This window comes from Pseudomonas sp., from assembly GCF_036387035.1.
GTDB lineage: Bacteria > Pseudomonadota > Gammaproteobacteria > Pseudomonadales > Pseudomonadaceae > Aquipseudomonas.
On the sequence record NZ_DASVUM010000192.1, the window covers coordinates 1 to 17,370 of the forward strand.

Sequence of the window (17,370 nt, forward strand, 5' to 3'; positions counted from 1 at the left end):
CGGCGTTTCGCTCAACACCTCGCTCAACCGTCGTGGCGAGCCGATGATCTGCTCGCCTACCGATGCGCTGAACATGTTCTTCGGCTCCGACCTGGAGTACCTGATCATGGAAGACATTCTGGTGGTCAAAGACGGCGTGGACACTCATGACACGCTCAGCTGAGCGTCATGTTTTACAGTTCTGCCACGGCTATGACGGGCCGTTCCTCGACTGCGCCCGTCAATATGCCAGCCTGTTCGTGGGCAGGGGATACCGCGTCACAACGGTATTCCTGACCGGCGCCGCCGATGCCGAGGTCGCAGCCATCTGCGCATCGGACGAAGTGTTATTCATGGAGTACAGCTCCAAGGCGATCGGCGGCATGAAGCTGGCGGCGATCCGCGATCTGCGCAAGATCGTGGCTTCGCGCAGCTTTCAATTCTGCATCGCCCACCGTTTCAAGCCGACGTACATTGCATTGGTCGCGACTCGATTGCCGGTGATCGGTGTCCATCATGCGTTTGGTGATTATCGACGCCGCAGCCGCAAAGTACTGGCTAATCTGTTCCGCTCCCGTCTGAGCCTGCTGGGCGTGTCCGATGCGGTGCGCGACGACATTCGCGCGTGCCTGCCGAAATGGCCGGCCGACCGTATCCAAACCCTTTATAACCGTATCGATGTCGATCAACTGAGCGCCACGCTGCTGTCCCGAGAGGAGGCCCGCGACGCGCTGGGTTTGCCCCAGGATGCCTGGGTGGTCGGCAATGTTGGCCGGCTGCATCCCGACAAGGACCAGTCGACGCTGCTCCGCGGATTCGCCCAGGCATTGCCCGGCCTGCCCGCCGATAGCCAACTGGTGATTCTCGGTCAAGGCCGGCTGGAGCGGGACCTCAAGCACCTGGCGGCCGAGTTGGGAATCGGCCACGAGGTCATGCTGGCCGGCCAGGTAATTCAGGCCAGCCGTTACTTCAAGGCCTTCGACGTGTTCGCCCTGAGTTCCGACCACGAGCCCTTCGGCATGGTGCTGCTGGAAGCCATGGTGGCTGGCGTGCCCTTGTTGGCGACCGCCTGTGGCGGGGCGAAAGAAGTCGTTGAAGACGTAGGAATATTGTTCCCTCTGGGCGGTGCCGAGCCTTTGGCCCAAGGGCTGATACACCTTTCGCGGATGGACCGCGAGCTGCGTCAGGCTTGCGCCGATGCAATGTTGCAGCGTCTTAACGAACGCTTCAGCGACCAGGCGGTGCAAGCTGTGTTCTGGCAATTGCCGCAGGTTGTCGCGCTCACTTCGCAAACCTGATTTGATACGAACTGCTGACAGCCATTGGCCTCTGATAGCAATGAATACCCGGCTGCATAGCACAGGATATGGATTGGAATGGCTGTAAAAAATTTGCCGGCGCGTGCGCAGTACATTGCAGGTTTACTGCTTGCAGTGGTGATGGTGATTCTTTTTCTGGGGCCGTTCTGGTGGCCCGGTGAGTCAAGTTCATGGGCGGCGTTCATTCGCGCAGCGCTGGTGATTGCCTTGCTCTGCGCAGCCCCGGCGCTCAGCCGGCACTCATTTTCCCTCAGTCCGCTGACGTATACCGTCCTGCTGTTGTTTGCTTATTTGCTGATCAATAGCGTCATGGCAGACGACGCCATGAAATCCCTGCGGCGGATCCTTCTCATCATTGTCTTTTTCATCGCGGTTGGCCTGATCAGGGGGCGCGGCAACTTCGACTGGGAAAAAATTCTCAAGATATCGGTGGTCGTCGTTGCGCTGTTCGCGGCGTTTTCCATGCTCAATCTGGCGCTCCATGGCGCGTTCGTCCTGGGCTATCGCCGGATGTTGCTGGCGAGCTCGGGCGTGACTGATGTCGCCGACTTCGGCAATACCATCGTGGCCGGCATGAACTACGGATTGTTTCTATTGGTCGGGGTCTGGCTGACGCTGCGTGCCAGGCGTCGCGCCGAGATTGCCCTATGGATGGTGTGCTGCGCTCTGGTGGCCACCTACATCTACTTCACGTTTGCACGAAGTGCCTGGCTGGCGTCAGTGGTCGGCGGGCTGGTGCTGATCGGTACGATGACCCACGGCAAGCTGCGTCGAAATATCCTGATCCCGACTGCCGTCATCGTGGCGCTCGTGCTTCTGTTTGGTTTCAGCGAGCTGGCTTACGAAGTCCAGACCCGTGGCGTGACGGGGCGCAATGAAGTCTGGCTCGCCGTGTTCGAACGGCTGGCAGGCCATTGGTGGTTCGGGGTTGGCGCGGGCACGCCGCTTGGCGAGGTTCAGCTCTCAACGGGCCAGATCGTGCGCAACACCCATGGGCTGTATTTTGAAGTGCTTTATCAGTTTGGCATCGTCGGTCTGGTCCTGTTGCTTGCGACCATGCTGCACGCCGGCGCGTGCCTGTTCCGCGCGCGCCAGACGTCTGAGATCGCCCGGCTCTGGCTTGCGATTCTCTGTTCCGTCGGCGTGGTGATGACCGTCGAGCTGCACACCTTCGTCGGGTCGCCCAATCTGATCTGGGAGTGGCTATGGCTGCCGCTGGCCGGCGCGGTGGCGATCTCGCGGGAGGCGCGGCGTGCTGAAGGTTGAAGCGCGGGGCGAGCAGCGCTGGCTGATAGCGCAGGATCTGGAGGTCTGCCTTCAGGACTTTGCGCAATCGCGGCGCACTGTCTCCGGGCCTGTATTGTTGCTGGCCTCCGGGCCCTCGGCGAATGAATTCCCGCTTGAACGTTACCGGAGCCTACCAATCGTCGCCATGAACGGCTCGATTGTCCGCTGTGTCGACGAGGGCATACGGCCGTTCTACTACCTGTGTGACGACCCGAACTTCGTCATCGGCCGGCCCGCGCTGGCGCTGATGGGCGTCAGCCACGCCGAGCATCTGGCGATGAGTCTGGATGTGCTGCAGGCGATTCACTCCGCTGACGCCACGGCCCTCAACGGCAAGAACATTTATCTGCTGGAGCGGGTCAATCGCCAGGATGGCAAGGCAGTGATGTCGGACCGAGCCTATGCGTGGTCTATCCGCAACGACGACGAGCTGATCTCCAACTTTTCCCTGCTGCGACGTAAGCCAAACCGCATCGGCTTCAGCCTTAACCTTCAACGAGGCTATTTCGGCAGCCGGACCATCCCTTTCGGCGCCTTGCAGCTGGCCTGCCACTTGGGATTTGGTCAGGTGTTCGTGGTCGGTATGGACCTGCGCCAGAGCGGTGGGCGCTTTTACGAAAAAGGAGAAGCGGCATTACCCAGCAGCCTCGACGAAGATTTCGAGCGATACATCCTCCCTAGCTTCGAGCTGATGGCCCGCAAGGTCCTGCCCAGAACCGCCATGCAGGTCTTCAATCTATCCAGCGTGAGCCGCATGCCGGAGCGGGTCATTCCCAAAATCACGCTGGAACGCCTTGATGAGCTGTTGGGCGTTCATCATGACGCGCCTACGCAAACAGCGCCTTCAAGCGCGCAGTGAAGCGGGCAGTCTGGCCTCGGGTATAAGCCGAAACAAAGGCTGCGCCCGCATCGCTGTCCACCAGCCAGGCGCGATCTTCTTTGTAGCGCAGCAGGTGCTGGAAATTGCGCAATCGCTTCGAGTCGCTCAGCGCGCGGCGTTGACACTTCATGTCAGAGATATCGATCAGCCCCAGTTTTGACGCCGGGGTAAGAATGACGTTTCCTAGATGGAGCGAGCGGAAGTAAACGCCGCGATCATGCAACTTAGCGATAAACGTACCCAGCTCAGCCCGCAGTGGCGCACTTTCACCGTGTTCTTTAAGCACTTGGCGAATGGTCAGGCCTGGCAACGGTGTGTAGCGCACGGCGTCGCGGCTGATGCTGGCAATGCGGTAGGTGGCGATGACGTCGGGGCAGGGAATGTCGCGCTTCTTCAGGGCGTCGATGTTGTCGGCGAAGCGTTGCGCGTAGGGGAACAGCAAGGCCGAGCTGATCAGGCGCTTGCGGCGGAACAGTTTGAGAATGGTGCCGTCCTCAAGCAACAGAACCTTGTCCCCGGATCCGTCCGCTTCGAGCACGGTGGCGTTTTCTCGCAAGGCCAGATAGGCGCTGTGTTCCATTGGGTGCATCGGCATACTTACCTGAACAAATGCGGCATGTTACCCGAGTCGGCCCGGCTTGGGTCGCAGCAGGGGTCGACAAATATGGGTTGTGCTAACATGCCCGCCTAATTTTTTCGTGCGGATTCCCATGAGCAGTCCTGATCCTCAAGCTAAAACGACCCTGGCGATTTACTTCCGCCTGCTGACCTATGTGCGGCCGTATATAGGCCTTTTCTGCTTGAGCATTGTCGGCTTTCTTATCTTTGCCTCCACCCAGCCGATGCTCGCCTACATCCTCAAGTACTTCGTTGACGGATTGGCCAATCCCGAAGCCAGTCTGTTCCCTGGCAATCCGTATATTGGTCACCTGCAATTGCTGCAGGCCGTGCCGCTGATGATCGTGTTGATCGCAGCCTGGCAAGGCGCCGGCTCGTACCTGGGCAACTTCTTCCTGGCCCGCGTTTCCCTTGGGCTGGTGCATGACCTGCGTGTCGTGCTGTTCAACAAATTGCTCACCCTGCCCAACCGCTTTTTCGACAACAGCAACTCCGGGCATCTGATTTCGCGCATCACGTTCAACGTAACCATGGTCACGGGCGCTGCCACCGACGCGATCAAGGTCGTCATCCGCGAGGGCATGACGGTCATCTTCCTGTTCGGCGCACTGCTATGGATGAACTGGAAACTGACCCTGGTGATGCTGGCGATACTCCCGCTCATCGCGGTCATGGTGAACAGCACCAGCAAGAAGTTTCGCAAGCAGAGCAAGAAAATTCAGGTGGCCATGGGCGACGTCACCCACGTTGCGTCTGAAACCATCCACGGTTACCGCGTCGTCCGCAGCTTCGGCGGCGAAGACTATGAAAAGGCCCGCTTCGAAAAGGCCAGCCGCAGCAACACCAAAAAGCAGCTGGCGATGACCAAGACCGGCGCCGTATACACGCCGATGCTGCAATTGGTGACCTACAGCGGCATGGCCATCGTGATGTTCCTCGTGCTTTATCTGCGCGGCGATTCTTCGGCGGGCGATCTGGTGGCTTACATCACCATGGCCGGCCTGCTGCCCAAGCCGATCCGCCAGTTGTCCGAGGTCAGTTCCACTATCCAGAAAGGCGTCGCCGGTGCGGAAAGCATTTTCGAACAGCTGGACGAGCCGACCGAGCAGGATCTTGGCAGCGTAGAGCGCGACAAGGTCTCGGGCCGACTGGAGGTCAAAAACCTCACGTTCACTTATCCGGGCACGGAAAAGCGCGTGCTGGATGACGTGAGTTTTGTTGCCGAGGCCGGTCAGATGGTGGCGCTGGTAGGCCGCTCCGGCAGTGGCAAATCGACCTTGGCGAGCCTGATTCCGCGTTTCTACGATCACGTGCAGGGCCAGATTCTGCTCGATGGGGTCGAGACTCAGGACTACACCCTGCGCAGCCTGCGTCGCCAGATCGCACTGGTGAACCAGAATGTCACGCTGTTCAACGACACCATCGCCAACAACATCGCTTACGGCGATCTGGCGGGCGTGCCGCTGGAAGAAATCAAGAAAGCCTCGGCCGACGCTTATTCGGACGAATTCATCGACAAGCTGCCTCAGCAGTACCAGACTCTGGTCGGGGAGAACGGCGTGCTGCTGTCCGGCGGCCAGCGCCAGCGTTTGGCAATTGCCCGCGCGCTGCTGAAAAACGCGCCGCTGCTGATCCTCGACGAAGCGACCTCGGCGCTGGATACCGAATCCGAACGCCATATCCAGAAGGCGCTGGAGAAGGTCATGCAGGGCCGTACGACGTTGGTGATCGCCCACCGGCTGACCACCATCGAAAAAGCCGATGTCATCCTTGTGATGGACGAAGGCCGTATCGTGGAAAGCGGTTCCCATGCCGAGTTGCTGGCCAAAAACGGCTACTACACGCGTTTGCATGCCAAACAGTTCGAAGAAGACGAGCCTGCCGAAATCAACCGGGCAGTCGATGCATGCTGAGTCACTTGCGCGCATGGCGTGAGCGAGGCTGGACCCCGATCGATGTACAGACTTACGCCATGACGTGGCAGCGGTTCGGCGGCAGCGTTGCCACGCACCCGCAAGTGGTCGAACGTCTGGCTGAGCTGGCAGGTATTCCGGTTCGTTACCTGGGTTGGCTGCAAGACGGCAACGTCGTCGCTGCGGTGGCCTGTTGGGGCCCGGATCTGGCATTGGCTAAGAAGGTGCTCAAACAGCGTGATCGACGCGTGTTCGACTTGGGCAACGCTGAGATTATCCTGCCGATTGCGCCCGGTGTGACGGTGCCGGTGCGCCAGCGCATGAGCTACGTGTCTGAGCTGAACGCCAGCCAGATCGACACCCTCAAGCCACAGGCCGAAAGCCTGGCGATTGCCCGCGCGCCCGAGGACTATTCCAAGAAGTTTCGCTACAACCAGCGCCGAGAGCAGCGTTTGCTTGAAGAGGCGGGCGGGGTGGTGCAGCCCATGCTGGATTTCACGGCCCAAGAGCAGGCCCGCATCTATGCCGCCCTGTTTCATGCCCGCTGGGGCTTCGACGTGCCGGGCAAGGACCACTTGGCGAGGGTGTTCGAGCTGATGCGCGAGTTCATGACCGGCTCGATGATTCTTCTTGATGGCAAACCCATCGCGGCTCAGGTGCTGTACAGGGTCGAGTCGCCACACTGGGTGTCCGTGGAATATATCAATGGCGGTGTCGATCCGGCCCATCAGGCCTTGAGCGCCGGCAGCGTGTTGAGCTTCGTCAATACTCAGAACGCCTGGGCCGATGCCAGGGCAGTGAACAAGCCTTTGCGCTATTCCTTCGGCCGCTCTGATCGCGAATACAAAGACCGCTGGTGCCAGACGGTGCCTGTCTACAAGGTTGGATGACATGTCCGGGCGCAAGCAGCAGCTTCTAAAACGACATCGGCGCAACAAGCGTCTGGCGCTGATCATCGGTCTGGTGCTGCTTGTCGGCATCGGCATTTGGGTCGCGTGGTGGCTGGTGCCGTTGCTGATCGTTGCGGGCTGGGTGGCCCACGAAGCCTGGTTCTCCGACCATTTGTTTTATTCGCCAAAAAGCGATTACAACTATCAGTTCTCCGAGGCGGCCCAGGTTCAGGCTGTTTCGGTCGTCAACGGCATGCTCCAACTGAGCGAGCCGCTGGGCGAGGGTGAAACGCTGCTGCTTGAACTCGATCTGCGCAGCACCTGGCTGGGTCGCTGGCTGGATCCGTACGTATTGGCAGGCGACGACCGCCAGGATTTCGAACGAGGGTTTGCGGGTCGCCGCTACGTCAATCTGACCGGGCAGCGGGACGTTGTGGCCGACAGTACGCTGCGCCTCAAAGGCGGATTCTGCCGCATTGGCAATGCCGCCCGTTTGTACGTGCTGAGCAACCCGGATTATCGCCAGCAACGGCTGATGATCCTCGCGCCCCACGCCGACGACGCCGAGCTGGCCGCGTTCGGCCTGTACAGCCAAGCGGCCGATTGCAGCATCGTCACGCTGACTCAGGGCGAAATCGAGGCCGAACGCTACGAGCAGCTTGGACTGAGCCGTGCCGACGCGGCGCGACTCAAAGGCCGCCTGCGCACATGGGACAGCCTAGCCATTCCGTTGTGGGGCGGTGTGCCGCAGAGTCAGTGCGTGCAGTTGGGCTACTACTGCCTGCAACTACCGGCGATGGCGCAGTCCCCGGATCAGCCATTCGGCTCCCGCGACGCTTCAGAAACCGACATCCGCAGTGCGCGACGGCACAACCCCTTGGCGCTGCCGGGGGATCAGGACGGGGCGCCGACCTGGAACAATCTGGTGGCTGATCTCGCGGCATTGCTCGACGCCTTTCGCCCGGATGTCATCGTCATGCCGCACCCGGAACTCGACCCTCACGCTGACCACATTGCCACGACCCAGGCCTTGTACCAGGCCGTGAGCAAAAGCGCGCACACCCCCGAGGTGGCGCTCTTCTACGCCAATCATCTTCACGACAACGACCGCTGGCCCATGGGCCTGGCCGGTAAAGGCGTCGCGCTGCCACCGTTTGTTGAAGCACCGTCGGTTGATCCACTTTGGAGCACGTCCCTCAGTTCAGACGCGCAACTTGATAAGGCGATGGCGCTGGGGATGCAGCATGACCTCCAGGGGCCGCTGCCACTGAAGAAGCGCCTGCGCCGACAGATTCAGCGCTGGCTGGCCGGTCGCGAATGGCCGTTGACGGGAGACGACGAATTCTTTCGCAAGGCCGTTCGTCGTCATGAGGTGTTCTGGGTCCGCCGCTTTCCGCGCCCGTAGTTGCAACATCTGATGCGCCATTCGATTCAAGGCCAACCGGCCAGCCAGCGCTGATCGCTGTGCTAAGATTCCGTCCTTGTCCATTTCTGCCACGGGTTGTTCGATGAAGTTGTCCATGCCGCGTTTTGATCAGGCTCAAGTGTTAGTTGTCGGCGATGTCATGCTCGACCGCTACTGGCACGGTGGCACTTCAAGAATCTCCCCTGAAGCGCCGGTTCCGGTGGTCAAAGTTGACCAGATCGAAGACCGTCCGGGCGGCGCTGCCAACGTGGCTCTCAACATTGCAGCACTGGGCGCCAAGGCGTCCCTCGTCGGTGTCACCGGCATGGACGAAGCCGCCGACAGCTTGAGCAACAGCCTGGAGGCCGCCGGGGTCATTGCCTGTTTCCAGCGCATCGCCGATCAGCCCACCATCGTCAAATTGCGCGTCATGAGCCGGCACCAGCAGCTGTTGCGTATCGACTTCGAAGAGCCCTTCGCCACTGACCCCGTGGCGCTGAGCCGCGAAGTCGATGCCTTGCTCGACGGCGTCAAAGTGCTGGTCCTTTCCGACTACGGCAAAGGCGCGCTGAAGAATCACCAGGTCCTGATCAACGCTGCCCGGGATCGTGGCATCCCCGTGCTGGCCGACCCGAAAGGCAAAGACTTCGCGATCTATCGCGGCGCCAGCCTGATCACCCCCAACCTCAGTGAGTTCGAGGCCATCGTCGGTCATTGTGTCGACGAAGCAGAACTGGTCGCCAAAGGCGCGTCGCTGATGGCGGACCTTGATCTGGGCGCGTTGCTGGTCACCCGTGGCGAGCATGGCATGACCCTGCTGCGCCCGGATCAACCGACGCTCCACCTTCCGGCCCGCGCCCGGGAAGTTTTCGACGTCACGGGCGCTGGCGATACGGTCATCTCCACGCTGGCGGCGGCGATAGCGGCGGGCGAAGAGTTGCCTCACGCCGTCGCGCTGGCCAACCTGGCAGCGGGCATCGTCGTGGGCAAGCTCGGTACCGCCGCGATCAGCGCGCCCGAATTGCGCCGTGCCATTCAGCGCGCTGAAGGTTCCGAGCGTGGGGTGCTGACACTCGATCAGTTGTTGCTGGCGATCGGCGACGCCCGTGCGCACAAAGAGAAGATCGTGTTCACCAATGGCTGCTTCGACATTCTGCATGCCGGCCATGTCACGTACCTGGAGCAGGCCCGCGCGCAGGGTGATCGACTGATCGTGGCGGTCAACGATGACGCGTCGGTCAGTCGCCTCAAAGGCCCGGGCCGCCCGATCAACAGCGTTGATCGACGCATGGCCGTGCTGGCGGGTCTGGGCGCAGTGGACTGGGTCATCAGCTTCTCGGAAGGCACCCCGGAAAACCTCTTGTCCCATGTGCATCCCGACGTGCTGGTAAAGGGTGGGGACTATTCGGTCGATCAGGTGGTCGGCGCGGACATCGTGGCCTCTTATGGTGGCACCGTGAAAGTGCTGGGGCTCGTCGCCAACAGTTCGACAACTGCCATTGTCGAGAAGATTCGCGGCCAGGACTGATCAGACGCCCGCAGCGCAGAGTGGCACTCCCATTGCCGCTGCCATTTATGTATTTGCAGTTCGGTATATGAACGAATGAAAGTCATGTTACTGGTGATGGATGAACAGCGCGTCATACTGGACGGTTTGTACGAAACCGTGCGGCAGCATTGTGACGACTGCGACATCTTTCGCCTGAGCAAGCAACAGCAGCTCAATCTAGGGCCGTTTCTGGCCTCGGTCGGCTATGAGAACTACGACCGGGTGGTGATCTTCTCACGGGTCAAGCGGCTTGCTCGTCAGCGCGCGGTACTCAAGTGCATCCCGGGGCTGGTCTTTCTTGAGCACGATGCGTATCAGAACTACATGGACGCCAGCAAATACCACGGCATGTACTCACGCTTGTACCGGCAGTTGCCCTGGAGCCGTGCGCTGGTCTCGGGCGCGGTGGTCGCACGGCGCATGCGCAGCGAAGGCCTCGATGCGGTGTTCGTGTCCAAAGGTTACGACCAGGAACTGCTGCGCAATCTCGGCCAGCCTCGGGACCTGCCCGTGGGCTTTCTGGGCAGCCTGAAGAGCCGCGAGTACTCGCAGCGCAAACAGCTGGTGGAAAACCTCGCGAAGCGGGCTGGCATGCTGGTAACCCGCACAGCCTCTGGCGCCGAATACCTTGAAACCCTCAATCGCATCAAGATTTTCGTCAGTGCCGACATCGGCATGGGCGAGTTCATGATCAAGAACTTTGAAGCCATGGCCTGCGGTTGCGTGCTGCTCGCATGGAGCCAGGGCGAAGAGGACGATCTGCTGGGTTTCGAGGAGGGGCGCAACGTCATGTTCTACCGCTCCGAAGACGAAGCTGTCGAAAAGATCCGCCTGCTGCAGAGCGACCCCGAACTGTCGGCACGCATCGCGGGCGAGGGGCAGGCCTTCGCTGAAGAGCGTTATGCATTTGCCCGAGTGGGCCGCGACCTGGCCGAGGAAATCCAGCGTCCGATGCGTCCATGGCAGCGTCCGTCTGCGCTCACCCGTGCCTGGGTCAAACTGCGCCACGGCATGCAGGTGCCCGCCTGATGCCGCTGCCGCCAGAGCCGGCCAGCACCGCGCCGATCGGACCCCTTGCCTTGCCCGGCGCCGATCAGGACGTGTTCGGCGCGCTCCCTGTTGAACTGCGCCAGTGCCTTGCAAGCGCAGCACGTGTGATCCTGATCGCCAACAATCCTGCCATCAGCCACGCCGATTTCGACTCACTGGGCGTAGGCCCGGACGATGTGGTCGTGAGCTTCAATTTGTGTACGAAAGCAGCGCTTCTCACGACTGAAAGCGTCAACCTGTTCGTCCACGGGTTCAATGCGCCGGATTGTTATTTCTTCGGGCTTCCTGCTTCGACGGAAGTGACGCAGCTCGCGGCCCGGCCCGGCTCGCGCTGCTTCACGCTGCTGGTGGGGTGCGCGGTGCCGCTATGCCCGCTGCCTGACGTTGCGCTCTATTGGGACCGCATCCCGCTGCCCGCGCTGGCGGAGCACTACCCCGTTGACCGCCCCAATGGCAAACGCTTCGTCGGGCCTTCAACGGGTTTCAACGTGCTGGTGCTCCTGGACTGGCTGCGCGCCCATGGCGGTTACCGCTACAGGCTCATGACCCTGGGGTTTTCCAACGAAGCCGGCAAACTCTGGGGCGGCCATGCCTGGGACTACGAGCGCAACTGGCTGCTGGGCGCAGACGTCGAAGTGATCGCCCTCAAGCCTCGAAGTTGGTGGCGCAAGCTGCTGTCTCGTCAATGAGCGAGCAGATCCGTCGCCTGGGCATGCGAGCCCAGGCGTATCACCATTGATCCCGGAGAATTTTGTCAGTGCTGAACATTGCGGTCGCGTTTTTTGGTATCCCGCGAAACTCGGAAATCTGTTTCCCTTCGATCGAGCAAAACGTCCTTGATCAGTTGCCTGAGGGCAGTAACGTCAAATGCTTTTATCATCTGTACAAGATCGACGAAGTGCAAAATCAACGATCGGCGGAGAAGGGCGAGCTGAAGGCGCAGAACTACGACGTGTTCCAGCCGATGACAGGGGTTCTGGAGACCACCGACGGCGTGCTTGAGCGCTGGGACTTCGAGCGCGTCAAGGCGATGGGTGACACATGGGGCGACGAGCACGTTTCCCTGAGAAACCTGATCTATCAGCTCAATTCACTGCATACGGTCACGGGCATGATGGAGTCGTTTAACCCGGACTTCGTGGTGTTTGTGCGCCCGGACAACTTCTTCCATTCGCCGCTGCCGCGTTACATCTTTCATTCGCCGCAGGCACGTCGGCTGAATGCCTACGTGCCGGACTGGCAGTGGTGGGGCGGTTTGAACGATCGTTTCGCCATCTGTGGCCGCGACGTCTACCGCGCCTACGGCAAACGGATCGAGCGCATTTTTGAATTCTGCGAAGCGACGGGCCGCAAGTTGCACTCCGAGCGCTTGCTCAAGTACGCGCTGCTCAAGGCCGATGCCCGAGTGTGCACCCTGCCGACGACTGCCTCGCGGGTGCGCATCACCGGCGCCTTCGCCGAGGAGTCGTTTTCACCCAAGCGCGGGATGGGCAAACGGGAAAACCGCTACTTCCACTTTTTTGCCCGGCTGCGCACCTGGCGCGACCGACGCCTGGGCGCAAAGGGCTGAGTGCGGCCTACTTGTGCAGGCCGCCGCGAACCATTCTGACCAGCCGCCGCGCCTTGATCCGTGCCTTGATACGCAGCTTGGTGAGCCCGGACTTAGGCTTCTTCTTCGGTGTCAGGCCCTGCTGCGCCAGCCAGTCTTTCCAGCGAATCCGCTCCTCGCGCACCACCCAGCCGTCCTGTGGCGCAAAGCTTTCGGCCAGATACAGGCCGCGGGTGCCGGCCGGCGATAGCTTGTCGTTTTTCAGCGTGTACAGCTCGGGCAGGGGCGAGCCGTTTTCCAGCGGCATCAGGTACAGATCCGGTTTGCTGCGATTGAGGCGCGCGACCAGCTCGTTGTTCTCCAGACTTTCATCGACGTGAAACAGGCTCAGCGGGCGAGCCTCTTTTGGCACTTCCAGGCGCATGTCGTAAATCAGCTGCAGTGACGCAGTCGGCAAATGCACGTAAGCCCGGGGCCGCTCGATCAAGGTCAGGCTGCCGCAGCGCACGGGGAGCGCTGCGCCTGAAAGCGGTGTGAGACGAAAGGGCATCGCCTCGCGGTAATGCAGCGCTGCTGCGTAAGGCGCTGGCAGCCACGTGTCGTTGAAGCGCCCGCCCAGCCAGCCTTGCGGCGTCTCGATCAGGCATTCTTCGGCGACTTCCTGCACTGCCGTGTGCAAAGGCAGGTTCAGCTCGTGGGCCGGTACGTAGCCGGAAATCAGCTTAAGCACCACATCACCACGGTCCTGGCGGCGCTGGCGAACGAGTACCCAGTAATCGCGGTTTTGCCAGCACAGGGTCAGACGCACCGAGACACCCAGATTGGCCAATTCGGTGGAAAACCGCTCGCTGTCCTCTACGTCGATCTTGCGACGCCGCGCCAGGGTCTGGGTAAAATTCAGCGGCATCCCGATGCTCTGGTAGGTCAGGCTTTCCGGGGTGGCTTCGACAAATAACGGCAGGGTCTTGAAATTGCTGGGATTCTTTCGGATCAGGGTTCGCGGCATATCGGCTCCTTCTTGCGTTGGGGTCGGCCGTTCGTCTCAGGGCTGACGACGGATCACGGCAGCGGCGGTTGCCACGTTATGGGCCAGATGCAGCGGGTTAATGGTGCCGACGATAGCACCCGTGACGCCGGGATGCTCAAACAGCAACTCGAAACTGGCACGCACAGGATCGACACCGGGACTCAGGCAAACGTGCCCGCTGGCCAGTGCTTTTTTAACCAGTACCCCTTTGCCGTGTGCAGCAGCGTAGTCGAGGACCGGCTTTTCGCCCTGTTCGTTGAGGTTGTACGTGACCATCGCGCAATCGCCGTCCTGCAAGGCCAGCAGCCCGCCTTCTACGGTTTTGCCCGAGAACCCGAACCCGCGGATCTTCCCCTCGCGCTTGAGTTCGATCAGCGTCTGGTACACGTCGCATTCATTGAGTACACGCAAGTCGTTGCCGTCGGAGTGCACCAGCACCAGATCGATGAAATCCGTTTCCAGCCGCTGCAGGCTGCGTTCCACCGAAAGACGCGTATGCACGGCGCTGAAATCATGCCGCGACTGGCCCGCTTCAAACTCCTCGCCGACCTTGCTGACGATCACCCATTGCTCGCGTTGGCCGCGCAGCAGGGGACCGAGGCGCTCCTCGCTGCGACCATAAGCCGGGGCCGTATCGATCAGATTGATGCCCAGATCCCGCGCCAGCTTCAGCAGCATCTTCGCCTCGACATCGTCGGGAATCGTAAAGCCGTTGGGGTACTTCACGCCCTGATCGCGGCCCAGCTTTACCGTGCCCAGGCCCAAGGGGGAAACGTTGATGCCGAGGGTGCCGAGCGGTCGATGCAGATCGTGCAGGGTGTTCATGGCAGCAATTGATCCCAGACAGGTATCGCGAGGGGCGGCTTGGGAAAGTCGGTGTGCGGCGGTTGCGGAATGGGGTGAATGTCATCGCGCGACAGCGACGCAAGCACCCGATCGGCAAAGTCCGGCGCCAGCGCCAGCTTGGTGGGCCAGCCCACCATCAGCCGGCCCTGCACGTCGAGGAAAGCGTTGTCGGGGCGAACCAGTCCACTTTGCTGCGGCTCGGCGCGGTCGACGCGCAAGGTGGCGAACTGCGCCTGGCTGAGATCGACCCAGGGCAGGAGCTGGGCGAGCTCTTTTTTGGCGGCGGCGATCTGTTCGGCGGGGTCGCGGGCGACGCCTTCGGCTTCGGCGATTTCGCCGCCCAGGTACCAGACCCACTGTCCATCGGCCGCCGGGTGCGTCGTGACGGTGATCCGAGGTTTTGGCCCACCGCCCAGGCAATGGGCATACAGCGGTTTGAGCGTCGGGCCCTTGACCAGCACCATGTGCAGCGGACGGCGTTGCATGGCGGGCTGGCTTACGTTCAGCGCCTTGAGCAGATCAGCCATGCCCTCGCCGGCGCTGAGCACGACGCGCTGGGCATGGATGTCTCGGCCGTCGACGCGCAGGCCGACCAGCTCGCCGTCGCGGCGCAGCGGTTCGATGTCCTGGCCTGCGAGCAGACTGTCGCCGGCCAGCTCCGCCAGTTTTTTCACCAGGCTGGGGATGTCGATGACCAGCTCGGCCAGACGGTACACCTTGCCCTTGAAACGAGGGTCCTGAAGCGCAGGGGGGAGGTCGCTGCCCTTGACCTGATCAACGCGGCCGCGCACGGCCTTGCTGGCGAAAAAACTGGTGAGATTGCCGGCAATGGTGCCCGGCGACCATAAATAGTGGGCTTCCGAGAGCAGGCGTACGCCCGACAGATTCAGCTCGCCTTTGCCGGCCAGCGCTTCACGCCAGCGACGAGGCATGTCGGCAATGGCTTCGGACGCACCCGACAGTGCGCCATGCAATGCGTATTTGGCGCCACCGTGAATGATTCCCTGAGATTTGAGCGTCTGGCCGCCACCCAGGCTGGCCTTCTCCACCACCACCGTCGAGAAACCCTGGTGTCGTAGCCGCGCGTTGAGCCAGAGACCGGCAACGCCCGCGCCGACAATCAGAACGTCAGTGGAAATAGCAGATGACATGGGCACCTCAAATGGCGAAACGAATGGCGGCATTATAGGGGAACGCTGTTTTCAGTAATCCCCTTAATGACCCGCCGTTTTCGAGAACAGCTGGATGACTACGACGCCTGCGACGATCAGCCCCATGCCGGCGATGGCCGGCAAGTCCAGTTTCTGGCCATAAATGAACAGCGCGGCGATGCTGACCATGACAATACCCATGCCTGCCCACACGGCGTATGCCACGCCGACCGGGATGGTGCGCACCACCAGCGTGAGCATCCAGAACGCAATGGCGTAACCGACGATCACCAGCAGCAGCGGGATCGGCGTGCTGAGGCCTTTGACGGCTTTCATGGACACGGTGCCGATGACTTCGGCACAGATGGCGATGGCCAGCAGGTAATACGCAGACATGATCCGACTCCTTTTTGAATGGCGGTCATTAAAGCGGCTATCCCGCCAAGGGACAACCGAGCCCTTTAGCGGGCAGGACAGTGGCTGGTTGAATGCTAGCTGCATGATCGGCAAGTGAATCTCGATGAGAATCTGACAGCATTTGGCTGATAAACTCCGCGCCCATGAATAGAACCCTCTACAGCATTCTGTTTCACCTGGGCCTCCCATTGATCGCTTTGCGGCTCTGGCTGCGTTCGCGCAAGGCCCCGGCCTACGCGCAACGTGTCGGTGAGCGCTTCGCCATAGGCTTGCCTGCCATGCAGCGCGGCGGTATCTGGGTTCATGCGGTGTCAGTGGGCGAGAGCATCGCCGCCGCGCCGATGATCCGCGCCTTGCTGGCCCGTTATCCTCAGCTGCCGATCACCATCACCTGCATGACGCCGACCGGGTCGGAGCGCATCCAGTCGCTGTTCGGCAACGAGCCTCGCGTCCAGCATTGTTACCTGCCCTACGACTTTCCGTGGGCGGCGGGGCGGTTTCTCGATCACGTCCAGCCGAAGATCGGCGTGATCATGGAAACCGAGTTGTGGCCCAACCACATTCATCAGTGTGCGAAGCGCGGCATTCCGACGGTGCTGGCCAATGCGCGGCTGTCAGAGCGTTCCGCTCGCGGTTACGGACGCTTCGCCGGGTTGACGCGGCCGATGCTCGCCGAGATGAGTCTGATCGCCGTGCAGACCGAAACCGAGGCCCAGCGCTTCCGTGACCTTGGAGCCCGGCCCGAATGCGTCACGGTGACGGGCTCGATCAAATTTGACCTCACCATCGACTTGCAACTCCTGGAGCGTGCCGCTCAGCAGCGCGAGCAATGGCAGGCCTTGCAGCGTCCCGTGTGGATCGCCGCCAGCACCCACGCTGGCGAAGATGAAGTGATTCTGGCGGCTCACCGCGCCGTCATGGAAACGCGTCCCGATGCGCTGCTGATCCTGGTGCCCCGTCATCCCGAGCGTTTCAATAGTGTGTTTGAGCTTAGCCAGCAGCAGGGTTTTACCAGTGTGCGCCGCTCGACCGGCGAGCCGGTTACCCCAGGCATTGCTGTTCTGGTGGGCGACACGATGGGCGAGTTGCTGTTTCTGTACGCGCTGGCCGACATCGCCTTCGTCGGCGGCAGCCTGGTGCCTAATGGCGGCCATAACCTGCTGGAGCCTGCGGCGCTGGATAAGCCTGTTCTGAGCGGCCCCCACCTGTTTAACTTCCTCGAAATCGCCGCGATGCTGCGCAGTGCCGGCGCTTTGGAAGAGGTGAGTGATTCAGCCGCATTGGCCGCCGCGGTACGGGGACTGATCGACCAGCCGGAGAAAGCAAAGGCGATGGCCGATGCCGGATTGGCCGTGATGAAAGCCAATCAGGGTGCGTTGCAAAGGCTGCTTGACGGCATCGGACGGCTCTTGCACTGATCGCTGGGCTGCGTTGACGAATCCGTACAAGACTGTAGAACCCTTGCCAGCCAGCCAGCCAGCCAGCCAGCT

At 61.2% G+C, this 17,370-nt stretch carries 17 protein-coding genes; 12 read left to right on the forward strand and 5 right to left on the reverse strand.

Features of this window, described 5'->3' with window-relative positions; all coding sequences use genetic code 11:
• The 4 genes from VF672_RS18225 to VF672_RS18240 form a co-directional block, all read left to right on the forward strand.
• The coding region (locus tag VF672_RS18225; protein ID WP_331106005.1) for a carbamoyltransferase C-terminal domain-containing protein at positions 1-163 on the forward strand (163 nt) is incomplete at its 5' end.
• Positions 147-1,277, forward strand: a complete 1,131-nt coding sequence (locus tag VF672_RS18230; RefSeq protein ID WP_331105953.1) for a glycosyltransferase — start codon at positions 147-149, stop codon at positions 1,275-1,277. The genes VF672_RS18225 and VF672_RS18230, both read left to right, overlap by 17 nt.
• A gap of 78 nt (positions 1,278-1,355) precedes the next feature.
• The gene (locus tag VF672_RS18235; RefSeq protein ID WP_331105954.1) at positions 1,356-2,564 is read left to right on the forward strand and encodes an O-antigen ligase family protein; all 1,209 of its coding nucleotides are present in this window, start codon (positions 1,356-1,358) and stop codon (positions 2,562-2,564) included.
• On the forward strand, positions 2,551-3,444 hold the full coding sequence (locus VF672_RS18240; RefSeq protein WP_331105955.1) for a lipopolysaccharide core biosynthesis protein: 894 nt from the start codon (positions 2,551-2,553) through the stop codon (positions 3,442-3,444). Before VF672_RS18235 ends, VF672_RS18240 begins: the two co-directional genes overlap by 14 nt.
• Here VF672_RS18240 and VF672_RS18245 read toward each other — a convergent pair.
• Positions 3,413-4,054 carry a lipopolysaccharide kinase InaA family protein gene (locus VF672_RS18245; RefSeq protein ID WP_331105956.1) on the reverse strand — a complete coding sequence of 214 codons (642 nt, stop codon included), beginning with the start codon at positions 4,052-4,054 and terminating at the stop codon, positions 3,413-3,415. The two genes, VF672_RS18240 and VF672_RS18245, sit on opposite strands and share 32 nt — an antisense overlap.
• 121 nt (positions 4,055-4,175) lie before the next feature.
• On the opposite strand from VF672_RS18245, the gene msbA reads away from it, so the two are divergent.
• The 7 genes from msbA (at position 4,176) to VF672_RS18280 (ending at position 12,460) form a co-directional block, all read left to right on the forward strand.
• Entirely contained in the window at positions 4,176-5,996 is a 1,821-nt protein-coding gene (gene msbA, locus VF672_RS18250; RefSeq protein ID WP_331105957.1) for a lipid A export permease/ATP-binding protein MsbA, read from the forward strand.
• Positions 5,990-6,886 carry a GNAT family N-acetyltransferase gene (locus VF672_RS18255; RefSeq protein WP_331105958.1) on the forward strand — a complete coding sequence of 299 codons (897 nt, stop codon included), beginning with the start codon at positions 5,990-5,992 and terminating at the stop codon, positions 6,884-6,886. Before msbA ends, VF672_RS18255 begins: the two co-directional genes overlap by 7 nt.
• Position 6,887: 1 nt before the next feature.
• Positions 6,888-8,291, forward strand: a complete 1,404-nt coding sequence (locus VF672_RS18260; protein WP_331105959.1) for a PIG-L deacetylase family protein — start codon at positions 6,888-6,890, stop codon at positions 8,289-8,291.
• Positions 8,292-8,394: 103 nt separating this feature from the next.
• Positions 8,395-9,819: a bifunctional D-glycero-beta-D-manno-heptose-7-phosphate kinase/D-glycero-beta-D-manno-heptose 1-phosphate adenylyltransferase HldE gene (gene hldE, locus VF672_RS18265; RefSeq protein ID WP_331105960.1), complete on the forward strand. Its 1,425-nt coding sequence runs from the start codon at positions 8,395-8,397 to the stop codon at positions 9,817-9,819.
• Positions 9,820-9,894: 75 nt separating this feature from the next.
• Positions 9,895-10,869 carry a glycosyltransferase family protein gene (locus VF672_RS18270; protein ID WP_331105961.1) on the forward strand — a complete coding sequence of 325 codons (975 nt, stop codon included), beginning with the start codon at positions 9,895-9,897 and terminating at the stop codon, positions 10,867-10,869.
• A complete protein-coding gene (locus tag VF672_RS18275; RefSeq protein ID WP_331105962.1) occupies positions 10,869-11,579 on the forward strand; it encodes a hypothetical protein in 711 nt (236 codons plus the stop codon). The genes VF672_RS18270 and VF672_RS18275 overlap by 1 nt, the downstream gene beginning before the upstream one ends.
• 68 nt (positions 11,580-11,647) lie before the next feature.
• A complete protein-coding gene (locus tag VF672_RS18280) occupies positions 11,648-12,460 on the forward strand; it encodes a hypothetical protein (protein WP_331105963.1) in 813 nt (270 codons plus the stop codon).
• A 7-nt stretch (positions 12,461-12,467) separates the two neighbouring features.
• Here the strand turns inward: VF672_RS18280 and VF672_RS18285 are convergent, their stop codons facing one another.
• From VF672_RS18285 to VF672_RS18300, 4 genes are all read right to left on the reverse strand, one after another.
• Positions 12,468-13,445 (reverse strand): metal ABC transporter ATPase, encoded by a 978-nt coding sequence (locus VF672_RS18285; RefSeq protein WP_331105964.1) that lies wholly within the window; start codon positions 13,443-13,445, stop codon positions 12,468-12,470.
• A 36-nt stretch (positions 13,446-13,481) separates the two neighbouring features.
• Positions 13,482-14,291, reverse strand: coding sequence for an aldo/keto reductase (locus tag VF672_RS18290; RefSeq protein WP_331105965.1), 810 nt, complete (start codon positions 14,289-14,291; stop codon positions 13,482-13,484).
• Positions 14,288-15,463 (reverse strand): NAD(P)/FAD-dependent oxidoreductase, encoded by a 1,176-nt coding sequence (locus VF672_RS18295; RefSeq protein ID WP_331105966.1) that lies wholly within the window; start codon positions 15,461-15,463, stop codon positions 14,288-14,290. The genes VF672_RS18290 and VF672_RS18295 overlap by 4 nt, the downstream gene beginning before the upstream one ends.
• Before the next feature lie 63 nt (positions 15,464-15,526).
• A complete protein-coding gene (locus tag VF672_RS18300; RefSeq protein ID WP_133774590.1) occupies positions 15,527-15,859 on the reverse strand; it encodes a DMT family transporter in 333 nt (110 codons plus the stop codon).
• A 164-nt stretch (positions 15,860-16,023) separates the two neighbouring features.
• Here VF672_RS18300 and waaA point away from each other — a divergent pair, with 164 nt between their 5' ends.
• Positions 16,024-17,298, forward strand: coding sequence for a lipid IV(A) 3-deoxy-D-manno-octulosonic acid transferase (gene waaA, locus VF672_RS18305; RefSeq protein ID WP_331105967.1), 1,275 nt, complete (start codon positions 16,024-16,026; stop codon positions 17,296-17,298).
• The last annotated feature ends 72 nt before the right edge of the window (positions 17,299-17,370 follow it).

What these genes read in the sequence shown, in the direction of transcription:
- VF672_RS18230 (WP_331105953.1), top strand. Translation starts at nt 147, where the DNA reads ATGACACGCTCAGCTGAGCGTCATGTTTTACAGTTCTGCCACGGCTAT.
- VF672_RS18235 (WP_331105954.1), top strand. Translation starts at nt 1,356, where the DNA reads ATGGCTGTAAAAAATTTGCCGGCGCGTGCGCAGTACATTGCAGGTTTA.
- VF672_RS18245 (WP_331105956.1), bottom strand. Translation starts at nt 4,054, where the DNA reads ATGCACCCAATGGAACACAGCGCCTATCTGGCCTTGCGAGAAAACGCC.
- msbA (WP_331105957.1), top strand. Translation starts at nt 4,176, where the DNA reads ATGAGCAGTCCTGATCCTCAAGCTAAAACGACCCTGGCGATTTACTTC.
- VF672_RS18255 (WP_331105958.1), top strand. Translation starts at nt 5,990, where the DNA reads ATGCTGAGTCACTTGCGCGCATGGCGTGAGCGAGGCTGGACCCCGATC.
- VF672_RS18260 (WP_331105959.1), top strand. Translation starts at nt 6,888, where the DNA reads ATGTCCGGGCGCAAGCAGCAGCTTCTAAAACGACATCGGCGCAACAAG.
- hldE (WP_331105960.1), top strand. Translation starts at nt 8,395, where the DNA reads ATGAAGTTGTCCATGCCGCGTTTTGATCAGGCTCAAGTGTTAGTTGTC.
- VF672_RS18270 (WP_331105961.1), top strand. Translation starts at nt 9,895, where the DNA reads ATGAAAGTCATGTTACTGGTGATGGATGAACAGCGCGTCATACTGGAC.
- VF672_RS18275 (WP_331105962.1), top strand. Translation starts at nt 10,869, where the DNA reads ATGCCGCTGCCGCCAGAGCCGGCCAGCACCGCGCCGATCGGACCCCTT.
- VF672_RS18285 (WP_331105964.1), bottom strand. Translation starts at nt 13,445, where the DNA reads ATGCCGCGAACCCTGATCCGAAAGAATCCCAGCAATTTCAAGACCCTG.
- VF672_RS18290 (WP_331105965.1), bottom strand. Translation starts at nt 14,291, where the DNA reads ATGAACACCCTGCACGATCTGCATCGACCGCTCGGCACCCTCGGCATC.
- VF672_RS18295 (WP_331105966.1), bottom strand. Translation starts at nt 15,463, where the DNA reads ATGTCATCTGCTATTTCCACTGACGTTCTGATTGTCGGCGCGGGCGTT.
- VF672_RS18300 (WP_133774590.1), bottom strand. Translation starts at nt 15,859, where the DNA reads ATGTCTGCGTATTACCTGCTGGCCATCGCCATCTGTGCCGAAGTCATC.
- waaA (WP_331105967.1), top strand. Translation starts at nt 16,024, where the DNA reads ATGAATAGAACCCTCTACAGCATTCTGTTTCACCTGGGCCTCCCATTG.